This window comes from Pseudomonas sp. GW101-3H06 (genome assembly GCF_059424605.1).
Map to the genome: position 1 here is coordinate 4,192,243 of NZ_JBWKZO010000001.1, position 20,574 is coordinate 4,212,816.

Consider the following 20,574-nt stretch of genomic DNA (forward strand, 5'->3'; position numbering starts at 1 on the left):
CCATGGCCGCACCTGCCCCCGCGTTATCCCACGACGCCATCATCCAGGACTCCTGGAAACGTTGCCGCGCGTTCGGCCTCAACCATCAAAGCACCCCGGCATTCGATCAGTTGCCCGCCGAAGGCATCGCGCAGTTGCTGGAAAGCCAGTATTCATTGGTGCAGACCACCCATCAGGAAGTGCTGCCGTATTACGAAAACATCCTGAGCAACTCCAACTGCCTGATCATGCTCGCCGACAATCAGGGCCAGGTGCTGACGTCCTGGGGCACCCAGCGCTTTATCGAGCCGAGTCTGACCCGTGGCTTCAGCGCCGGCGCCAGCTGGATGGAGCGTTGCAGCGGGACCAACGCCATCGGCACCGCACTGGCCTGCGAGCAGGCGGTGCACATCGAACACGATGAACACTTTCTCAAAGCCAACCGTTTCATGACCGGCTCGGCCGCGCCGATTTTCGACGCCGAGCGCAAGGTCATCGCGGTGCTGGACGTATCCAGCGACAGCTACCTGCCGCCGTCCCACACCCTGGGCATGGTCAAGATGATGAGTCAGACCGTGGAAAACCGGTTGATCCTCAACCTGTTCCACGGCCAGCATTTTCAATTGACCTTCAACACCGGCCTGAACAACCTCGACAGTCAGTGGGCCGGGTTGCTGATCTTCGACGAGAGTGGCCAGGTGCTGTCCGCCAACCGTCGTGCCGACAATCTGCTGGGTGTGCGTTTGTCGCGGGTCAGTGTCGAGAGCCTGTTCAAGGTTTCGTTGCTGGAACTGCTGAATCAACCCGAAGGCCTGCCCTTCTCGCTCCAGGCCTCCGGGCGCAATCGCTTCCAGTGCCTGCTGAAACGGCCGAAGCAGGCACCGATCCAGGCTCGGGTATTCAGTGAGCCCACCGTCACCGCACCGGCCGCCATCAGCCTCAACACCCTGCACTTCGGCGACAGCCGCGTGGAAAAAGCCGTACGCCAGGCCGAGCGCCTGCTGGAAAAAGACATTCCGCTGTTGATCCACGGTGAAACCGGCGTCGGCAAGGAAGTCTTCGTCAAGGCGTTGCATCAGGCCAGTTCCCGCAGCAAACAGCCATTCATTGCCGTGAACTGTGCGGCGATCCCCGCCGAACTGGTGGAATCCGAGTTGTTCGGCTACGAAAAAGGCGCGTTCACCGGCGCCAACCAGAAAGGCAGCATCGGCCTGATCCGCAAGGCGGACAAAGGCACGCTGTTCCTCGACGAAATCGGCGACATGCCACTGCCGACCCAGGCCCGGTTGTTGCGGGTATTGCAGGAACGTTGCGTGCAACCGGTGGGCAGCAGTGAATTGTTCCCGGTGGACATTCGCATCATTTCGGCGACCAACCGTTCGTTGCGCGAACAGGTACAGTTAGGGCGCTTCCGCGAGGATCTGTATTACCGCATTGGCGGCCTGACCCTGGAATTACCGCCGCTACGCGAGCGCAGCGACAAACAGGCACTGTTCAAGCGTTTGTGGGAGCAACACCGCGAACCAAGCCAGTGGGCCGGTTTGAGCCGTGAGGTATTGGAGTTGTTCGATCGTCATCCTTGGCCGGGGAATTTGCGCCAGGTCAGCAGCGTGATGCAGGTGGCACTGGCCATGGCCGAGGAACAACCGGTGCGGCTGGAGCATTTGCCGGACGATTTCTTTGTCGATCTGGAGATGGAACCGGTGGAGACGCCGGAGTCGCTGGTGGTGGATCTTGATGATGCCGAGGAGTTGAATCGGCAGTTGCAGGCGGTTGGGGGGAACATATCCCATCTGGCGCGGCGGCTGGGGGTTAGCCGCAATACCCTTTACAAGCGGTTGCGCCAGGCGGAGTAGCGAGCGAGCCGCACTGGCAGTGTTTGGCTTTAAACCTTCGCGAGCAGGCTCGCTCCCAAAGGGGATCTGCCTCGCGCACAAAACTCAAATATCACAAAGATCCAATGTGGGAGCGAGCCTGCTCGCGAAGACGTCAGCCTTGGCACTACAGTCCGAGCGCCCTACCGATAAACAAAAACCCGCACAAGGCGGGTTTTGTTTTACAGCCGGTGCAGCAATCAGTCAGCCAGACGCCAGGTCGTGCCGCCCTTGCCGTCTTCCAGCACCACGCCCATGGCGGTGAGCTGGTCGCGGATGCGGTCAGATTCGGCCCAGTCTTTAGCGGCACGGGCCGCCAGGCGCGCAGCGATCAGCGCTTCGACTTCGGCTGCATCCACGCGCCCTTCGGCACCGGCTTGCAGGAAATCATCGGCTTCGAGCTGCAACACGCCCAGTACGCTGGCCAATTCCTTCAAGCGCGCTGCCAGACCGGCTGCCGCATCGAGATCGCTCTCACGCAGGCGGTTGATCTCGCGCACCATCTCGAACAGCACCGCACAGGCTTCCGGCGTGCCGAAGTCGTCGTTCATCACCTGGGTGAAACGCTCGACGAACGCTTCGCCGCCCGCCGGCGCCACGCTCGGCAGGCCTTTCAACGCGTGGTAGAAACGCTCCAGGGCGCCTTTGGCGTCCTTGAGGTTGTCTTCCGAGTAGTTGATGGCGCTGCGGTAGTGGCTCGACACCAGCAGGTAACGCACGACTTCCGGGTGGTACTTGTCGAGCACGTCGCGGATGGTGAAGAAGTTGTTCAAGGACTTGGACATCTTCTCGCCATTGATCCGGATCATGCCGCAATGCATCCACGCGTTGGCGTAGGTCTTGCCGGTGGCCGCTTCGCTCTGGGCGATTTCGTTTTCGTGGTGCGGGAATTCGAGGTCGCTGCCGCCGCCATGAATATCGAACGTCTCGCCAAGGCAGCAAGTCGACATCACCGAGCACTCGATGTGCCAGCCCGGACGCCCGGCGCCCCACGGCGATTCCCAGCTCGGCTCGCCCGGCTTGGCAGCTTTCCACAGCACGAAGTCCAGCGGGTCCTGCTTTGACTCGTCGACTTCGATGCGCGCGCCGATGCGCAGGTCTTCGATTTTCTTGCGCGACAGCTTGCCGTAGCCCATGAACTTGCCGACGCGGTAGTACACGTCGCCGTTGCCCGGGGCGTAGGCGTACCCCTTGTCGATCAGGGTCTGGATCATCGCGTGCATGCCGGGGATGTGATCCGTGGCGCGCGGTTCCATGTCCGGCTTCTTGATGTTCAGGCGCGCTTCGTCTTCGTGCATCGCCGCGATCATGCGCTCGGTCAAGGCTTCGAACGACTCGCCATTCTCGTTGGCCCGATTGATGATCTTGTCGTCGATGTCGGTGATATTGCGCACGTAGGTCAGGTCGTAACCGCTGAACCGCAGCCAGCGGGTCACCAGGTCGAACGCGACCATGCTGCGGCCGTGGCCCAGGTGGCAGTAGTCGTACACGGTCATGCCGCACACGTACATGCGCACCTTGTTGCCATCGAGCGGCTTGAAGACTTCTTTGCTCTTGGTGAGCGTGTTGTAGATCGTAAGCACTTTAATTCCTTGACACTAAATCACTGGCCCCACGAATCACGCAGGGTCACCGTACGGTTGAATACCGGCTGACCGGGTTTCGAGTCCTTGATATCCGCGACGAAGTAGCCTTCGCGCTCGAACTGGAAACGATCTTCCGGCTGTGCGTTGCCCAGCGACGGTTCGGCACGACAACCGGTGAGTACCTGCAGTGAATCAGGGTTGATGTTGTCCAGGAAGCTGGCGCTGTCTTCGGCCTTCTCCGGGTTCGGAGAACGGAACAGACGGTCGTACAGACGCACTTCGCACTCGACGCTGGCGGCGGCCGGCACCCAGTGGATCACGCCCTTGACCTTGCGGCCTTCTGGGTTCTTGCCCAGGGTGTCCGGGTCGTAAGAGCAACGCAGCTCGACGATGTTGCCGTCGGCGTCCTTGATCGCTTCGTCGGCGCGGATCACGTAGCTGCCGCGCAGGCGCACTTCGCCGGCCGGTTCCAGGCGCTTGTAGCCCTTCGGCGGCTCTTCCATGAAATCTTCACGGTCGATGTAGATCTCACGGGCGAATGGCAGCGCACGCACGCCCATGTCTTCTTTCGGGTGGCATGGCAGTTCGAGGTTCTCGACCTGGCCTTCCGGGTAGTTGGTGATCACGACTTTCAGCGGGCGCAACACGCACATGGCGCGCGGGGCGCTGTGGTCGAGGTCGTCGCGGATGCTGAATTCGAGCATGCCGAAGTCAACCACGCCGTCGGAACGGTTGGTACCGATCATTTCGCAGAAGTTGCGGATCGATTTCGGCGTGTAGCCACGGCGGCGGAAGCCCGACAGCGTGGACATGCGCGGGTCATCCCAACCGTTGACGTGGCCCTCGTCCACCAGCTGCTTGAGCTTGCGCTTGCTGGTGATGGTGTAGTTCAGGTTCAGGCGGCTGAACTCGTACTGACGCGGATGCGCCGGCACGGGCAGGCTGTCGAGGAACCAGTCGTACAGCGGACGGTGACTTTCGAACTCCAGGGTGCAGATCGAGTGGGTGATGCCTTCGATGGCGTCCGACTGACCGTGGGTGAAGTCGTAGTTGGGGTAGATGCACCACTTGTCACCGGTCTGGTGGTGGTGAGCGTGGCGGATGCGATACATGATCGGATCGCGCAGGTTCATGTTCGGCGACGCCATGTCGATCTTGGCCCGCAATACGCGTGCGCCGTCCGGGAACTCACCGGCGCGCATGCGGGCGAACCAGTCGAGGTTTTCTTCCACGGAACGATCACGGAACGGGCTGTTCTTGCCCGGTTCGGTCAGGCTGCCACGGTATTCCTTGGCCTGCTCGGGGGTCAGGTCGTCGACATAGGCCTTGCCGGCCTTGATCAGCTCGACGGCCCAGTCGTGCAACTGATCGAAATACTGCGAGGCATAGCGCACTTCGCCGGCCCACTCGAAGCCCAGCCATTTGACATCACTTTCGATCGCGTCGATGTATTCCTGGTCTTCCTTGGCCGGGTTGGTGTCGTCGAAACGCAGGTGCGTGACGCCGCCGAACTCCTGGGCCAGGCCGAAGTTCACGCAGATCGACTTGGCGTGACCGATGTGCAGGTAGCCGTTGGGCTCAGGCGGGAAACGGGTGACGATCTGCGTGTGCTTGCCCGAGTCCAGGTCTGCCTGGATGATCGGCCGCAGGAAGTTGACCGGCACGGCAGGGCCGGTCTTGGAGTTCGAGGTAGGGTCGACAGTGGGCTTGCTCATAGGATCCTTGGACGTACAAGTGCGTGGCCGGGAGTAAGGGCCTGACAAAACAAAGCCGCTATCATAGCCGATGCCGTCAAGCAGCTGACAGAGCAGGCCGGAAAACCGCTGCATTTAATCGGATGTAAACGAAAAACAGCCTCGAAATTCGCGTGCGTCGCGCTAAACTGCGCTCCTTGGTCGAAGCCGGCCAACACGGTTGCGGGCCTTGCTGCCCCGAAACCCACGAATTCCTTAAAGAGTAGCCAACATGACCCAAGTCAAATTGACCACCAACTTCGGCGACATCGTCCTTGAACTGAACGCTGAAAAGGCACCGATCACCGTTGCCAACTTCGTCGAATATGTCAAAGCCGGTCACTACGAAAACACCGTTTTCCACCGTGTCATCGGTAATTTCATGATCCAGGGCGGCGGTTTCGAGCCTGGCATGAAAGAAAAGAAAGACAAGCGTCCAAGCATCCAGAACGAAGCCGACAACGGTCTTTCCAACGACAAATACACCGTCGCCATGGCCCGCACCATGGAGCCGCATTCGGCTTCCGCGCAGTTCTTCATCAACGTGGCTGACAACAGCTTCCTGAACCACAGCGGCAAGAACGTTCAGGGCTGGGGTTACGCGGTATTCGGCAAAGTGACTGCCGGCACCGACGTTGTCGACAAGATCAAAGGCGTGGCCACCACTTCCAAGTCCGGCCACCAGGATGTACCAGCAGACGACGTGATCATCGAGAAAGCCGAGATCATTGAGTGATATTGCTGATTTCAGACTTGCATCTGGAAGAGGAGCGCCCGGACATTACCCGGGCGTTTCTGGATTTGCTCGCCGGACGCGCCCGCTCGGCGAGTGCGTTGTACATTCTGGGCGACTTTTTCGAGGCGTGGATTGGCGACGACGCCATGACCCCCTTTCAGCGCTCTATCTGCCAGGCCCTGCGCGATTTGAGCGACAGCGGCACGGCCATTTTTCTGATGCACGGCAATCGTGATTTCATGCTCGGCCAGACCTTCTGCAAACAGGCCGGCTGCACCTTGCTGAAAGACCCGAGTGTCGTGCAATTCAACGGCGAGCCGGTGCTGCTGATGCACGGCGACAGCCTGTGCACCCGCGACGAAGCCTATATGAAGCTGCGTCGCTACCTGCGTAACCCCATCACCCTGTTCATCCTGAGGCATCTGCCTTTGGGCACCCGGCATAAACTGGCGCGCAAGCTGCGCAGCGAAAGCCGGGCACAAACGCGGATGAAGGCCAATGACATCGTCGATGTCACGCCCGAAGAAATTCCGCGGATCATGCAGCAGTACGGGGTAAAAACCCTGATTCATGGCCACACTCACCGCCCGGCCATCCACAAGTTGCAGCTCGGCGATCAGGCCGCCCGGCGCATTGTGCTGGGAGATTGGGATCGACAGGGTTGGGCATTGCAGGTCGATGAGCAGGGGTTTGCGTTGGCGCCGTTTGACTTCATCCCGCCGCCGCAACTTGCAGCCCCCACCAACTGACCGCCACACACAGATCCCCTGTGGGAGCGGGCTTGCTCGCGAAGGCGGTGTGTCAGCTGCATCAATGTCATCTGACGCACCGCCTTCGCGAGCAAGCCCGCTCCCACATTTTGACCGCGTTTTGCCTTAGTGGCCGGCGGAGGCCGCAGGCCCGGCCTTGGCGGTAAACGGTGGTTTGGCCAGCCACACAATCAAGATCAAGCCCATGAACATCCAGCCCAGCAAGGTGAAGTAATCCACCGTGGACATGATGTACGCCTGGCTGATCACCATCTGATCCAGCTGTGTATACGCCTTGGCCCCCGCCCCGCCCAGATGGGTCATGGCCTCGCGGGTCGCCGGATCGAACGGGGTGATGCTTTCAGTCAGGTACGCGTGGTGCTGGTCGGCGCGGCGGATCCAGATCCAGGTGGTCAACGAAGCCGCGAAGCTGCCGCCCAGGGTTCGCAGGAAGGTGGCGAGACCAGAGCCGTCGGCGATCTGGTTCGGCGGCAGGTCCGACAGCAGGATGGTCAGGGTCGGCATGAAAAACAGCGCCACGCCGATGCCCATGAACAGCTGCACCATGGCGATGTGCTGGAAATCCACCTCGTTGGTAAAACCGGCGCGCATGAAACAGCTCAGGCCGATGGCCAGGAAGGCCAGCCCCGCCAGCAAGCGCATGTCGAAGCGCGGCGCATATTTGCCGACGAAGGGTGACAGCAGCACCGGCAGGATGCCCAGCGGCGCCACGGCGAAACCGGCCCAGGTCGCGGTGTAGCCCAGGCGGGTCTGCAGCCATTGCGGCAGGATCAGATTGATGCCGAAGAACCCGGCATAACCCAGGATCAGCACGATGGTGCCGTAGCGGAAGTTGCGGTGAGCAAACAGCCGCAGGTTCACCACCGGATGCTCATCGGTCATTTCCCAGATCACGAAGAACGCCAGGGCGACCACGGAAATCACCGAGCCGATAATGATGAAGCTCGATTCGAACCAGTCGGCATCGTTGCCTTTGTCGAGGACGATCTGCAAAGCACCGACACCGATGATCAAGGCGATCAGGCCCACATAGTCCATGGGTTGCCGACGGGTGATCACCGGACGTTTCTTCATCTGTTGCGTGACCACCCACGCAGCAAACAAACCGATGGGCACGTTGATGAAGAAGATCCACGGCCAGCTGTAACTGTCGGTGATCCAGCCACCGAGGATCGGTCCGGCAATCGGCGCCACCACCGTCACCATCGCCAACAGTGCCAGGGCCATCCCCCTTTTTGCCGGGGGATAGACCGCAATCAGCAGCGTCTGGGTCATCGGATACAACGGCCCCGCCACCACCCCTTGCAGGACCCGAAAGCCCACCAGCTCCGGCATCGAGGTGGAGACCCCGCACAGGAACGACGCGAGCACAAACAGCAGGGTCGCCCAGACAAACAACTTCACCTCGCCGAAACGCCGGCTGAGCCAACCGGTCAACGGCAAGGCGATGGCGTTACTCACGGCAAACGAGGTGATCACCCAGGTGCCCTGCTCGGAGCTCACGCCGAGGTTGCCGGAGATCGTCGGCAACGCCACGTTGGCGATGGTGGTATCGAGCACTTGCATGAAGGTCGCCAGCGACAGACCGATGGTGCTGAGCAGCAGGCTGGGGGGCGTGAAAGAAGCGTTATTGCTCATCGCGAATCCTTTGAAACCAGACGGTCGGTCGCAGCTCACCCTGTGGGATGGCAGATTGGCGAATCAGCGTTGCGCGGTCTTGCTGACTGCGGCGCTGTTATCGTGAATCAGCTGAGTGATCATCGCGTCGGCCTCGGCCAACTGACGGTCATAGATGTTGGTGGTGAACGAAGCCTTCTGCGGTGGCTGTTGCGCCAGCACCGGGCCGCTCTGGTCGCGCAGGTCCACATCGACCACGGTCGACAGGCCGACCCGCAAGGGGTGCTTGGCAAGCTCCTGGGCATTGACGTGAATCCGCACCGGCACCCGCTGCACGATCTTGATCCAGTTACCGGTGGCGTTCTGTGCCGGCAGCAAGGCAAACGCGCTACCGGTGCCGGCGCCTAGGCTGTCGATGGTGCCGCTGTATCTCACGTCGCTGCCATAGAGGTCGGTTTCGATCTCCACGGGCTGGCCGATGCGCATGTCACGCAGTTGGGTTTCCTTGAAGTTGGCGTCGATCCACAGTTGATCCAGCGGGATCACCGCCATCAGCGCAGTGCCCGGTTGCACGCGCTGACCGAGTTGAACGGTGCGCTTGGCCACATAGCCGGTCACTGGGGCGATCAAGGTGCTGCGGGCATTGTTCAGGTAGGCCTGACGCAATTGCGCGGCGGCGGCCATCACGTCCGGATGGGACGAGACCACGGTGTCATCCACCAATGCGCTGGTGGTCTTGAGTTGTTGTTTGGCGTTGGCCAGGGCGTTTTGCGCCGAGGTCAGGTCGTCGCGGGCGTGGGACAGTTCTTCCTGGGAAATCGCCCCGCCGGCTGCAAGGTTTTTCCGTCGATTGAAGTTGTCCTGAGCCTTCTGCACTTCGGCTTGCTGCGCATTGACCTGGGCTTTCATGCCGTCGACGTTGCTGTACAAGCCGCGCACCTGGCGCACGGTACGCGCCAGTTGGGCCTGGGCATTTTGCAGACCGATTTGGGCGTCGTTCGGGTCGAAATTCACCAGCACCTGGCCTTCCTGAACCAGATCGCCATCGTCGGCACCGATACTCACCACAGTGCCGGTGACCAGCGGGGTGATTTCCACCACGTTGCCGTTGACGTAGGCGTCGTCGGTGCTTTCGCTCCAGCGCCCGTAGAATTCGTGGTATGCCCAGACACCGGCGCCGCTCAGTGCGACCAGCACGGCAAGGGCCAGCAACATGAATTTACGCTTGCCCGCATTAGGGTTGCCGGGAGAGTTTTCAGACGTTTGAGTTGTATCGGCAATGGCCATGACAAGTACCTTGAATCAGTGAGTCAGCGTGACTGGAGCGGTGCCGGCCGAGGCAATGGCCTCAGGCTGAAATCCGCCGCCCAGCGCCTGCATCAGTTGGATCGACAGGTCGATCTGCTCGGCATTCAGGTTGGCCAGCTGACGCTGGGCCTGGAGCAATTGCTGTTCGATGCTGAGCACGTCCAGGTAATTACCGATGCCGGAACCGTACCGCTGGACCACGGTGTTGTAAGAGTCCTGGGCGATGTCGGTGGCGTGCTGCTGGGCAGCGATTTGCCGACCGATATCGCGCAACTGGTTGATGTTGTCACTGACATCCCCCAGCGCTTTGACCAGACTTTTGTTGTACTGCGCCACCGCGAGGTCGTAATCGGCATCGCGGGCATCGAGGTCGGCACGCAGGCGGCCACCGTCGAAAATCGGCACGGAAATCGTCGGCGCAATGTTGAAGAAACGGCTGGCCGATCCGAACATCGCATCACCCAGCAACGACTCGGCACCGACGGCGGCACTCAGATTGAGGTTGGGATAGAAGCGGGTTTTGCCGGCGTCGATGTTCTTGCTCGCTGCCTCGACCCGCCAGCGCGCCGCCACCAGGTCCGGACGTCGACCGAGCAACTCGGCCGGCAGCACGGACGGCAAGGAAACGGCGCTGGCCTTGAGGATTTGCGGCCGAGCGATTTCATTGCCGCGATCCGGGCCTTTGCCGAGCAGCACGGCCAGGGCAATCTTCGCGCTTTGCAGGCGTTTATCGGCGTCAATCAGATTGGCTTCTGAAGTGGCTTCCAGGCTTTCGCTCTGCTGGAACTGGTACTGGCTGTCGATCCCGGCACTCAGGCGACGCTTACTCAGGTCAAGCATTTGTTGGGTGCGTTTGAGGTCTTCGGCGGACAGGTCATAGACAATATGCGCCTGCCCCAGATCGCTGTAGGCGCGGGCCACGTCGGCGGAGAGGGTCAGCTGTGCGGCCTGCTGGTCGACTTCGGCAGCGCGGGCCTGGCCCAGCGCGGCTTCCCAGGCATCACGCTGGCCACCCCAGAGGTCGAAGTTGTAATTGAAGCTGGCGCCGATGTTACGCACGGACGAGTAAGCATCGCCCTCGCCTCGTGGATCCTGATCGCGGGCCAGCCGTGATCGGCTGACGCCGGCGCTGGCATCGAGGGTCGGCATCCGTTCGGCATCGGCGGCGGAGGCAGCGGCGCTGGCCTGATGGGCGCGGGCGTCGGCGATCTGCATGTCCGGGCTATCGTGCAGGGCTTCGCGGATCAGGCCGTCAAGTTGCGGATCGCCGAGGCTTTTCCACCAGTCACTTTTCGGCCAGGCCGCCGGCGACAAAGTGACGCCGCTCAGGGTTTGCCCGGCCTTGAGGCTTTTCGCATCGAGGCTGACGCCTTCGGTGGTCAGGCCGCTGTAATTGGCGCAACCGCCCAGGCTCATGGCCAACAGCACCAGGCTCAGGCCGGTGCGCAGGGCTTTACTGTTCATGATTGCCACCTAAGCGCAGCACCGTGATCGAGTCACCGGCGGCCAGCAAGATTTTCTTCAGGATCTGTTCCAGGGTTTGCAGTTCTTCCGGGGTGACAGCGCCGGCCAGTTCGTTCATGGCATCGGCACCGATATGCGGCAGGCGGTCGGCCAGATGCTGCCCTTCTTCGGTCAACACCAGCCGCACCTGGCGGCGGTCCGCTTCGGAGCGTTGGCGGGCGAGGAAACCTTTCTGTTCCAGGCGATCGAGCATGCGGGTCATCGAACCGCTGTCCAGCGACAAGTGCCGGCACAGCTCGCCCGGTGAATCGACGCCGAACTGGGCCATGATGATCAACACCTTGAACTGCGCGGCGGTGATGCCGTGGGGCTCCATGTGCGTGTCGATGATCCGGTCCTTGAGCAGCGCAGCGCGTCCGAGCAAGAGACCGAGATGGCAATTGTGGAAGTTGTCCGGGGTGAAATGCTTCATCTGACCACCAATTAGCTGCCTAGGCAGTGAATGTATGTCAAGATGTTACTGCCTAGGCAGCCAATGTCAACGTAATAGTTAGGTTGCTTAGCAATTAGTTGACCAATGGTGTCGGAATTTCAGTTGGCCTATATGACGCCTTCGCGAGCAAGCCCGCACCCACAGGTACGGTGTGATCCTTGTGGGAGCGGGCTGGCTCGCGAAGGGAGCGACTCGGTTTATGTAAGAAAACGGGGTCTAGAAATCCCGCTTGTAGAAGATGTCCAGCGAACTGGCCACGCCGCCCGCCGCTTCGAGGTAGACCTTTTTGCTCAGCTTGTAGCGCAAGGCGATGGTATTGGCCGGTTCGAACACGCCGACGCCATAGCGCAGGCTGAGCTTTTCCGAGAGGTTGCCGCTGGCGACCACGCTGGTGGTGTTGCCGCTGCCCTGGGTATCGAGTTGAAAATCCTCGATGCCCAGGTTCTTCGCCAGGCCGCCGGTCACCCCGGAACTGCCCATCAGCCCCAACCCGAGCGCGGCCTGGGCAAGCATGTTGTTGTCCTCGCCACTGGTGCTCAGTGGACGCCCCAGCACCAGGTAAGACAACGCCTGCTCCTGGCTCATGGCCGGCTCGGAGAAGATTTGCGTGGTCGGCTGCTCGGCACTGCCGCTCAAGCGAATACCGGCGATGACATCATCGGTCTGGCGGATCGCCTCGATATCGAGATACGGCTGGTCGATGGGACCTGCAAACAGCAAACGCGCCCGACGCACCGTCAGGCGCTGGCCGTAGGCACGATAACGTCCATCGTTGAGCCAAAGCTCGCCACGGGTATCCAGGTTGTCACCGATGTGCACATGACCTTGCAGGTTCGCCGTAAGGCCGAAACCGGCAAAGCTCAGTTTTTCCTCTCCGACCACCACATCGATGTCCATGACCGTGGCCATCGGTGGTTTGCCCTCTTCGGTTTGCTGGCCGACGATCACCGTGTCATCGGAGACCTTGACCGTCGTCGGCGGCAACTCGCGAATGGTGATATCACCTTTGGGCACCCGCACTTTACCGGCGACCGCGAGCTTGTCGTCCTTGATCGAGATGTTCAGGTCCGGCGCCACTTCAAGCTTGGCGTAGGGTTCGACAGTGACCGGCAATTGCGAGCCCTTGAGCGCCAGGTCCACCACCAGTGCCTGGCCCCAGGCGATGTTGCCGTTAAGGCTGCCCTGCCCGGTCTTGCCACTTTTCCAGCCGCCGTCAAGCTGCACGGTTTCACCGGCGATCACCGCCCGCAGCTGCAAAGCCTCGATCTCCATCGGCAACTCCGGCCCGGACATCTCGCCATCGCTGAGCAGCAGATTGCCGTTGACCTGCGGTGCCAGCAGCGTGCCTGCAAGGGTGCCGCTGCCGTTCAAGCGCCCGGTCAGTTTCTCGACCATGGGCACGAACGGACGCGCCACCGACAGGTCCAGGCCGCTCAAGCGGAAGGAACCGCTGATGGGTTTGTTGTTCGCCAGCGGGTTGATCTGCGCCTGCACCATCAGTTCGCCGAGTCTGCCGCCGACGAAGTTCAGATCGGTATCGATGCGCTTGGGCGTGAGTGTGCTGGTGAGTTTCAGGGTCTGGTACGGGAAGTCCAGCCACTGGTCCTTTTCCTTGACCCGCAACGTGCCGCCACTGGCGTCGATGCTGATCTGGCCATTCGGGCCGCTGGCCGGAACATCCAATTGCACGTCAGCGTTGAGTCGGCCCTGCCAGGCAAAATCCTTCGGCAACCACTGGGCGAGGCTATCGATGGGAAATTGCTTGAGGTGATAACGCAGCTTCGGTTCAGGCATCAAGCGCTGATCCTCACCGCACAGACTGGCCGGCCCGGACATCCAGCAATGGGCGCCGAAGTTGATCTTGCCGTCGGCCAGGCGTTCCAGCTTCGCCGGGCCTTGCAGTTTCCAGTCCTGGCCTCCGGCCTGAATATCCCCGCTGGCCAGGCGTCCGCGCCAATTGCCCTTGTCCAGCGCGCCGTCCAGCCCGAGGGCGAGTTTCAGCTTCGGCCCTTGCAGGTCGAGGTTCAGCTTCTGGTTCTTGATGTCGCCCTGGCCGCTGGCGGTCAAGGTGCCGAGCGAAGTATCGCCAGTCTGGATGCCGCTGCCCTTGAGGTCGATTTTCGCCCGTTGTGCACTGTCGAGGGTGGCGTCCAGGTTCAGGCTTTGCAGGCGATGATCGGCGAATGCCAGTTGCGAACCTTGCAGCCCGAGCTTGCCTTGTGGGGCCTTGAGCGTGCCGGCGACATCGACCCGGCCATTGATCTGGCCACGCAATTGCGGCCAGAGTTGAGCCAGGCGTGGCAACTTGATGTCGATCTGCCCGGCAAGTTTCTGTTGCAGGCTGCCCTTGCCGTTGATGCTGTTATCACCGAGGCGAATCTGCAGCGCGTTCAGATTCCATTGCTCACCGCTGCCCTCGGCCTTGGCTTGCAATACGGCCGGTTGGCCACGCAGTTTGCCCTTCAGATCGAGATCGGCGTTGAGGCTGAGCGTTTCATTCTTCATTTCGCCTTTGCTGCGCAACGGTCCGGCGAGGGTGCCCGGCAGCTCAGCGACCCAGTACGCCGGGTTGATCGCCGAAAGATCCAGCGCGGTATCCCAGGCAATGCCATCGGCGAATTGCAGGTTCAGGTGCCCGTCGGCCTTACCCTGCCCGGCGGTCAATTGAATCTGTTGCAGATAGACTTTCGTCAGGTCGCCGGCGAACGGGCTGGTCAGGCTGAATGCACCGGCCGGGCCATCCAGAGCGGCATCGAAGTGGCCGAGGTACTTGCCGTCGGTGTAGGAGACTTCGCTCTTGAAGGTGCGCAAGGCCACTTCCGGTTCGTCAATGAGCGGATAAAGACGGTGCCACGGGAAGTCCAGCCAATCGACTTTCGCTTCGGCACTCAAGCCTTTGCTCCAGTCCAGTTGCCCGGTGACCTTGAGGCTTTGCTTGTCGCTGGCCGTCAAATCCAGCGCGGCGATCTGCGCGCCGTTGGCGTCGACCTTGCCTTGCAGCAGCAGCGCCACCGGGCCTTGCTCGGCAGGCAACGTGGCTTTACCGAGCAACTGATAACCGCTTTTCAGATCGCCAACTCCGCTGACCTCAAGCTGATTGAGTAACAGCGTGTCCGGCAGGTCGGCGCTGGCCTTGAAGCCGTCGGCGGTGATACGCACTTTGGCTGGCAGGTTCTCCACCAGCGGTTGCAGTTCGCCGCTCAGCTGTCCGTTCAGATAGCCGCTGCTGTCGGCTTTCAGATTCAGGGTTTTGAGCAGGTCGCCATCGACCTTCAGCGCCAGCGCCAGCGCCCACGGTTCAGCACCCGGCGTCGGCAGGGTTAATTTGCCTTCAGCCTTGAGCGGCCAGTTGCCGGTCGGCTGCAGCAAACCGGACAGATTCAGGCTCAGTTCATCGCGCTGCAATTGCACCGAATCGATCTGCAAGCCGTTGACCGTCCAGTGCGCCGCCAATTGCAGGCCTTTGAGCTGTTCGCTGCCATTGAACAGCAGGCTGCCGACCTGAATGTCCCCCAATTCGAGCGCCACGGGCAGCTGCAAATCCGGAAGACTGATCGGTCCGCTGCTCTCTTCCTGCGCACCGGGCGGCAATTGCAGGCTGACCTGATCGGCCTTCAACTGCTCGATACATAAGGTCATGCGCGTCAGGCACAACGGCGACCAGGCAAAAATGACTTTATTGAGTTCGACCTGGAGGGTGTCTTGCTGCCACAGAACACGGTCGGCGCTCCACTGTCCGCCCAAGCGACCCTGGAAATTATCCAGGCTCAGCCCCGGTACAAACCCCAGCGCCCAGCGACTGCCCGTTGCCGTACCCAGCACCGTGGTCAGCGCCAAAACCACCAACAGCAGCAGCGCCGTGATCGCCAGCAGCGTTACTTTCAAGCCACGCTTCACAAAAACAGGCTTCACAACTCAGGCCCCATGGAAAAGTGCAGTCGAATGCCACCATCGTCGTCCATCGCATGGGCCAGGTCGAGGCGGATCGGCCCCACCGGCGAGACCCAGCGCACGCCGATACCGACCCCGGTCTTGAGGTTCGGCAATTCGAGGGTATTGAAGGCGTTGCCTTGGTCGATAAAGGTTGCAACCCGCCATTTTTCAGCGACAGAGTATTGATACTCGGCACTGGCGGTGACCATGTAGCGACCGCCGATACGATCGCCCTGGTTGTTTTCCGGGGACAGGCTCTGGTAGTCGTAACCGCGCACGCTCTGGTCGCCACCGGCAAAGAACCGCAGCGAAGGCGGTATCGATTTATAGCCGTTGGTGGCACTGCCGCCGACCTGTACCCGACCGAGCAAACGGTGCTTGTCGAACACCGTGGTCAGGCCTTTGACCAGCGCCGTGCCGTACAGCAAGTTGTTGTCCGAGCCCAAGCCTTCCTTGGCCACTTTGGTTTCGAACTCCAGGCGATAGCCGTTGTGTGGATCGATGCGATTGTCGCTTTTGAGGTACGAATAACTCACGCCGGGCATCAGCAAGGTGCTGAGCCCGGAATCGTCGCCGAGCCGGTATTCTTCGCGTTGCCACTTGAGCGACACCACCCGCTGCCAGCCGCTGGGTAACTTGCTGTGCCATTCCGGACCCAGCGTCAGCAACTTGCTGAGGCTGTCCTTGTCGGCGATTTCTTCGTTCTGATAACCACCGGCGAAACGCAGTTTGTCGGTCAGCGGTGGGTCCAGGGGGATGTCGTAGAACACCCCGACGTTTTGCCGGGGCGCCGAAATTTCGGTCTCCCAACCGTAGCTGTGACCTTGCGGGTTGACCCAATGCCGGGTCCAGTTGGCCTTGACCCGGGGGCCGACGTCGGTGGAATAGCCAAGACCAAGACCCATGGTGCGCGGCTTGCGGGTTTCCAGTTTGACGTCCACCGGGATCACATCGTCCCTGGATGCCGTCGGAGCCGCATCGACCCGCACGCCTTCGAAGTAGCCACTCGATTGCAGCGCCTGGTTGAGTTCGGCGATCAATTCGGCGTCATAGGGCGTGCCGGCCTTGAACGGCACCATGCGTTGCAGCAGATCCTCGTCGAACGGCGTGTCGCCCTCGAAGCTGACCTTACCCAGGGAGTAACGCGGGCCGCTGTCGTAGATCAGTTCGATATCGGCCACACCGGCCCTCGGGTCGACCGACAGCTTCGAACGGGTAAAACGGCCGCTGAAAAACCCGTAGCGTGAGGCCTGGTTCTGGATCAGGCGCTTGGCGTCGTCGTACTGGCCATGGTTAAGCACGGCACCGGTTTGCAGCGCATGGCTCTTGGGCACACGAAAGGCTTTGAGGGATGCCGCCGGGCCGTCGACGCGGATGGTGACGTTGCGCAAATGCACCGGTTCACCGGGCTCGATGTTAAGTATCAGGCGCGGCGTCTTGCCGCCCTTCACATCACTGTCGATCTGCGGCTGGTAATAACCCAGGGCCTGGGCAGCCTTGCGCGCCTGCTCCTCGGCGCCACGACTGAAGCGCAACAAGGCTTCTTCATCACGATCGCCGAGACTGCCGATATAGCCCTCTATATTGGCTTTCAGTGCATCGTTGGACGGTTTGATCCGCACATCCAATTCACTTTGGGCCAGTGCCGCGCAGCTGCTGATCAGCATGAGCACGCCACTGGTAATTCTTCCTGGAAACTTCATAGGCGCGGATGCTATCACGGGCATGGATCACGAACATGGGAGCGTGATAGAGCCTGGCGCGTCTGTAAAGTTCGCCGTTCAAGCCGTGGCGGTTTGTACCACCTGAGGGTTGGCGTGGAAAAACACATGCTCGCGAATCGGTCCTACGGCCACCTCGCCGATTTCCTCATAACCCTGACGCTTGTAAAACTCCAGATAGCGCGGATTGCCGGTATCGAGCATCACCCCCTGAGAGCTTTCATCCACCGCGCACCAGTTATGCACCGCTTGCAGCAACTGCTCGCCGAAGTGTTTGCCCTGGAATTGCGGGTGAACCCCCAGCAACGGAAGGACATGCACCGCGTCGGACGGACTGCACGCCGCGACGGCATCGTGATACTCCAGGTAGCGCCGGGTGCAGCGAAAGCCAGTACTGAGCACCATCCGCAGGCGCCAGGCCCAGCTTTCGGTGATGCCCAACCGACGTTGCGGTGGCGCGATCAGGGCAATGCCGATCAAACGATCGTTGACCAACAGGCCGATGGCCGGCAAATCCTGCAGGAAGTGCTGCTTGACCAGCTCCCGTACGGTGGCGCGCACCCGTTGTTCATAGCCGGGACGTTCCGACTCGAACAGGTAACTGAACGTCGGCTCGTGCCGATAAGCCTGGTACAACAACGAACGCGCTTCGCGGGAATAGCCGCTGTCGAGCATGTGGATATCAGCGATGGCGGTGGAGGTTTCGGGCATGGCGGTTGATCTCCCCGGCGCGGCTCGGGTGGCTGCGCTCTTTCTTATGGGTACGAGCCTGGCGGCGCCTGCACAGTTCCCTACTGATCCAAAATCAGCGTTGGATGTGCTGCCGTCTTCGCGAGCAGGCTCGCTCCCACAAAGGTATAGACCAGACTCCTGACCTGTGGGAGCGAGCCTGCCCGCGAAGACGGCAGCACTGTCGATGAAGTTCTGGTTGAAGACTGTAAATCCCCTCCCCCAATACTGGCCCGATTGCACCATGTCAGATAGCATCGCCCTTTTGCCAGGACTGCCGACCATGAAGATTGTCTCCTTCAACATCAACGGGCTGCGCGCCCGTCCCCATCAGCTGGCGGCGCTGATTGAAAAGCACCAGCCCGATGTGATCGGCTTGCAGGAAACCAAGGTCCACGATGACCAGTTTCCGCTCGACGAAATCAAGGCCCTGGGCTATCACGTGTATTTCCATGGGCAAAAGGGGCATTACGGCGTGGCCCTGCTCTCGCGTCAGGAGCCACTGGCCCTGCACAAAGGTTTCGCCACCGATGAAGAAGACGCACAGCGGCGCTTCATCTGGGGCACATTCGCCGACGCCAATGGTGTGCCGGTGACCATCATGAACGGCTACTTCCCACAAGGTGAAAGCCGCGACCACCCGACCAAATTCCCGGCCAAGCAACGTTTCTACAGCGATCTGCAGCAACTGCTGGAAAGCCAGTTCAAGAACGAGCAGCCGCTGGTAGTCATGGGCGATGTGAACATTTCCCCGGAAGACTGCGACATCGGGATCGGTCCGGACAACATGAAGCGCTGGCTGAAAACCGGCAAATGCAGCTTCCTGCCGGAAGAGCGCGAGTGGATGGCCCGCTTGAAAAACTGGGGCCTGGTGGACAGCTTCCGTCACCTCAACCCGGATGTGGCCGATCGTTTCAGCTGGTTCGACTACCGCAGCCGCGGCTTTGAAGACGAGCCCAAGCGCGGTCTGCGCATCGACTTGATCCTGGCGTCCCACGGCTTGCTGCCGCGGGTCAAGGATGCGGGCGTGGACTACGAGCTGCGCGGCATGGAAAAACCCTCGGATCATGCGCCGATCTGGCTTGAATTGAGCTGATCACAAGCACCATGCAATTCCCTCCTGTGGGAGATTCTATGTTGCAGGCTCGCTCCCACAGACTGGAAAGCGTCATATTTCGGAAACCTTACTGACTTAATCTCCCGGCACCTCTTTCGCAATGTAAGGTGCCGGCATGACGCTGCGTGTGTTGTTCCTGTTGCTACTGTGCAACTGGCTGCCGTTGACGGCCTCGGCCAGCGATTTACCGGTGCCCGAAAAAGGCCCGGTGCTGCGCATCCAGGGTTCCAACACCATCGGCGCGGCCTTAGGCCCGGCGTTGGTCGAAGGCTTGATGCGCCAACAGGGCCTTATCAAAATACACGCCGAGGCCCCGGACAAGGCCAATGAAGTGCGGATCGTCGGTGAAACCGCACAGGGACACCGGGTCGAGGTAGAGCTCACGGCCCACGGTTCCAGCACCGGCTTCAGCGCGCTGAAAACCGGCGGCGCCGACCTGGCAGCCTCATCACGTCCGATCAAGGATCGCGAAGTGGGCGACCTCCAATCGCTGGGTGATCTGAAAAGCCCTGGCGCCGAACAGGTCATCGCCATCGACGGCCTGGCGATCATCCTTCACCCGCAGAACCCGCTGAACCAACTCGACACCGTGCAACTGGCGCGTATTTTCAGTGGCGAAGTCAAAACCTGGGAAGAACTCGGCGGCAGCGGCGGGACGATTCATCTGTATGCGCGGGATGATCAATCCGGCACCTACGACACCTTCAAGGAACTGGTCCTCAGTGGCCACGGAAAATCCCTCAGCAGTGTCGCGAAACGCTTCGAGTCCAGCGAACAGTTGTCCGACGCCGTCAGCCTCGACCCGCAAGGCATAGGCTTTATTGGTCTGCCTTACGTGCGCCAGGCCAAAGCCGTAGCGATTGTCGATGGTCAATCCCAGGCCATGCTGCCGCAGGGCAGCCTGATTGCCACCGAAGACTATCCGCTATCCCGCCGCTTGTTCTTTTACCTGCCGCCAAACGGGAAAAATCCCTGGGCCGAGGCACTGGTGGCCTTCGCCCAAAGCAGCCAGGGCCAGGCGATCGTTGCCGCCAACGGTTTCATCGCCCAGACCGTGCAGGCCATGGCCGTCACCCCCAACGCACTGATGCCCGAGGGCTATCAGGGGCTCAGCCGCCACGCCCAACGACTGAGCGTCAACTTTCGCTTCGAAGAAGGCAGCGCCAGCCTCGACAATAAGGCCCGGCAGGACCTGTCGCGGGTACTCGACTATATAAAGCAGCATGACAAAACCGATCGGCAAGTCACGCTGGTGGGTTTTGGCGATGCCAAGAGCGACCCGGCGCGTGCCGACCTGTTGTCGAAACTGCGGGCCATGGCGGTGCGGCGGGAACTGGTGAAAAGCGGCGTGGTGCTGCGCGAAATTCGCGGCTTCGGTGCCGAAATGCCGGTGGCGGCCAACAACGCGGATGAAGGTCGGATCAAGAACCGGCGGGTTGAGGTTTGGGTGTATTGAAGCTGATGTTGATGTATTGAGTTTATCGACGCCATCGCCAGCAGACTGGCTCCCACAG

The 20,574-nt window shown here is 60.9% G+C and carries 14 protein-coding genes; 5 read left to right on the plus strand and 9 right to left on the minus strand.

Translation table 11 applies throughout. The features are described from left to right. The first annotated feature begins 2 nt into the window (after nucleotides 1-2). Nucleotides 3-1,835 carry a sigma-54-dependent Fis family transcriptional regulator gene (locus tag AC07ZE_RS19200; RefSeq protein ID WP_207266212.1) on the plus strand — a complete coding sequence of 611 codons (1,833 nt, stop codon included), beginning with the start codon at nucleotides 3-5 and terminating at the stop codon, nucleotides 1,833-1,835. A gap of 218 nt (nucleotides 1,836-2,053) precedes the next feature. On the opposite strand, the gene cysS is transcribed toward AC07ZE_RS19200, so the two are convergent. Together cysS and AC07ZE_RS19210 are read right to left on the minus strand one after the other, a co-directional pair. Continuing rightward, nucleotides 2,054-3,436: a cysteine--tRNA ligase gene (gene cysS / locus AC07ZE_RS19205; protein ID WP_137805763.1), complete on the minus strand. Its 1,383-nt coding sequence runs from the start codon at nucleotides 3,434-3,436 to the stop codon at nucleotides 2,054-2,056. Nucleotides 3,437-3,456: 20 nt separating this feature from the next. Beyond that, the gene (locus AC07ZE_RS19210; RefSeq protein WP_095192733.1) at nucleotides 3,457-5,154 is read right to left on the minus strand and encodes a glutamine--tRNA ligase/YqeY domain fusion protein; all 1,698 of its coding nucleotides are present in this window, start codon (nucleotides 5,152-5,154) and stop codon (nucleotides 3,457-3,459) included. Nucleotides 5,155-5,404: 250 nt separating this feature from the next. Here AC07ZE_RS19210 and AC07ZE_RS19215 point away from each other — a divergent pair, with 250 nt between their 5' ends. Further along, complete coding sequence (locus tag AC07ZE_RS19215; RefSeq protein WP_095192734.1) at nucleotides 5,405-5,908, plus strand: peptidylprolyl isomerase; 504 nt, start codon at nucleotides 5,405-5,407, stop codon at nucleotides 5,906-5,908. Beyond that, complete coding sequence (gene lpxH, locus AC07ZE_RS19220) at nucleotides 5,905-6,657, plus strand: UDP-2,3-diacylglucosamine diphosphatase (RefSeq protein WP_207266213.1); 753 nt, start codon at nucleotides 5,905-5,907, stop codon at nucleotides 6,655-6,657. Before AC07ZE_RS19215 ends, lpxH begins: the two co-directional genes overlap by 4 nt. Nucleotides 6,658-6,783: 126 nt before the next feature. Here lpxH and AC07ZE_RS19225 read toward each other — a convergent pair whose 3' ends face one another. The 7 genes from AC07ZE_RS19225 to AC07ZE_RS19255 form a co-directional block, all read right to left on the minus strand. Beyond that, on the minus strand, nucleotides 6,784-8,316 hold the full coding sequence (locus tag AC07ZE_RS19225) for a DHA2 family efflux MFS transporter permease subunit (RefSeq protein ID WP_207266214.1): 1,533 nt from the start codon (nucleotides 8,314-8,316) through the stop codon (nucleotides 6,784-6,786). A gap of 63 nt (nucleotides 8,317-8,379) precedes the next feature. Next, nucleotides 8,380-9,582 carry an HlyD family secretion protein gene (locus AC07ZE_RS19230; RefSeq protein WP_207266215.1) on the minus strand — a complete coding sequence of 401 codons (1,203 nt, stop codon included), beginning with the start codon at nucleotides 9,580-9,582 and terminating at the stop codon, nucleotides 8,380-8,382. 15 nt (nucleotides 9,583-9,597) lie between these two features. Beyond that, on the minus strand, nucleotides 9,598-11,067 hold the full coding sequence (locus AC07ZE_RS19235; RefSeq protein ID WP_207266216.1) for an efflux transporter outer membrane subunit: 1,470 nt from the start codon (nucleotides 11,065-11,067) through the stop codon (nucleotides 9,598-9,600). Then, the gene (locus AC07ZE_RS19240) at nucleotides 11,057-11,539 is read right to left on the minus strand and encodes a MarR family winged helix-turn-helix transcriptional regulator (protein ID WP_207266217.1); all 483 of its coding nucleotides are present in this window, start codon (nucleotides 11,537-11,539) and stop codon (nucleotides 11,057-11,059) included. The genes AC07ZE_RS19235 and AC07ZE_RS19240 overlap by 11 nt, the downstream gene beginning before the upstream one ends. A 237-nt stretch (nucleotides 11,540-11,776) precedes the next feature. After that, the gene (locus AC07ZE_RS19245; RefSeq protein WP_207267854.1) at nucleotides 11,777-15,457 is read right to left on the minus strand and encodes a translocation/assembly module TamB domain-containing protein; all 3,681 of its coding nucleotides are present in this window, start codon (nucleotides 15,455-15,457) and stop codon (nucleotides 11,777-11,779) included. A gap of 11 nt (nucleotides 15,458-15,468) precedes the next feature. Further along, entirely contained in the window at nucleotides 15,469-17,196 is a 1,728-nt protein-coding gene (locus tag AC07ZE_RS19250) for an autotransporter assembly complex protein TamA (protein WP_207266218.1), read from the minus strand. A gap of 78 nt (nucleotides 17,197-17,274) precedes the next feature. Beyond that, entirely contained in the window at nucleotides 17,275-17,925 is a 651-nt protein-coding gene (locus tag AC07ZE_RS19255) for a GNAT family N-acetyltransferase (protein WP_207266219.1), read from the minus strand. A gap of 301 nt (nucleotides 17,926-18,226) precedes the next feature. On the opposite strand from AC07ZE_RS19255, the gene xthA reads away from it, so the two are divergent. Both xthA and AC07ZE_RS19265 read left to right on the plus strand, forming a co-directional pair. Continuing rightward, nucleotides 18,227-19,039 (plus strand): exodeoxyribonuclease III, encoded by an 813-nt coding sequence (gene xthA / locus AC07ZE_RS19260; protein WP_207266220.1) that lies wholly within the window; start codon nucleotides 18,227-18,229, stop codon nucleotides 19,037-19,039. A 136-nt stretch (nucleotides 19,040-19,175) separates the two neighbouring features. Further along, complete coding sequence (locus AC07ZE_RS19265) at nucleotides 19,176-20,516, plus strand: substrate-binding domain-containing protein (RefSeq protein ID WP_207266221.1); 1,341 nt, start codon at nucleotides 19,176-19,178, stop codon at nucleotides 20,514-20,516. Nucleotides 20,517-20,574: the final 58 nt, after the last annotated feature.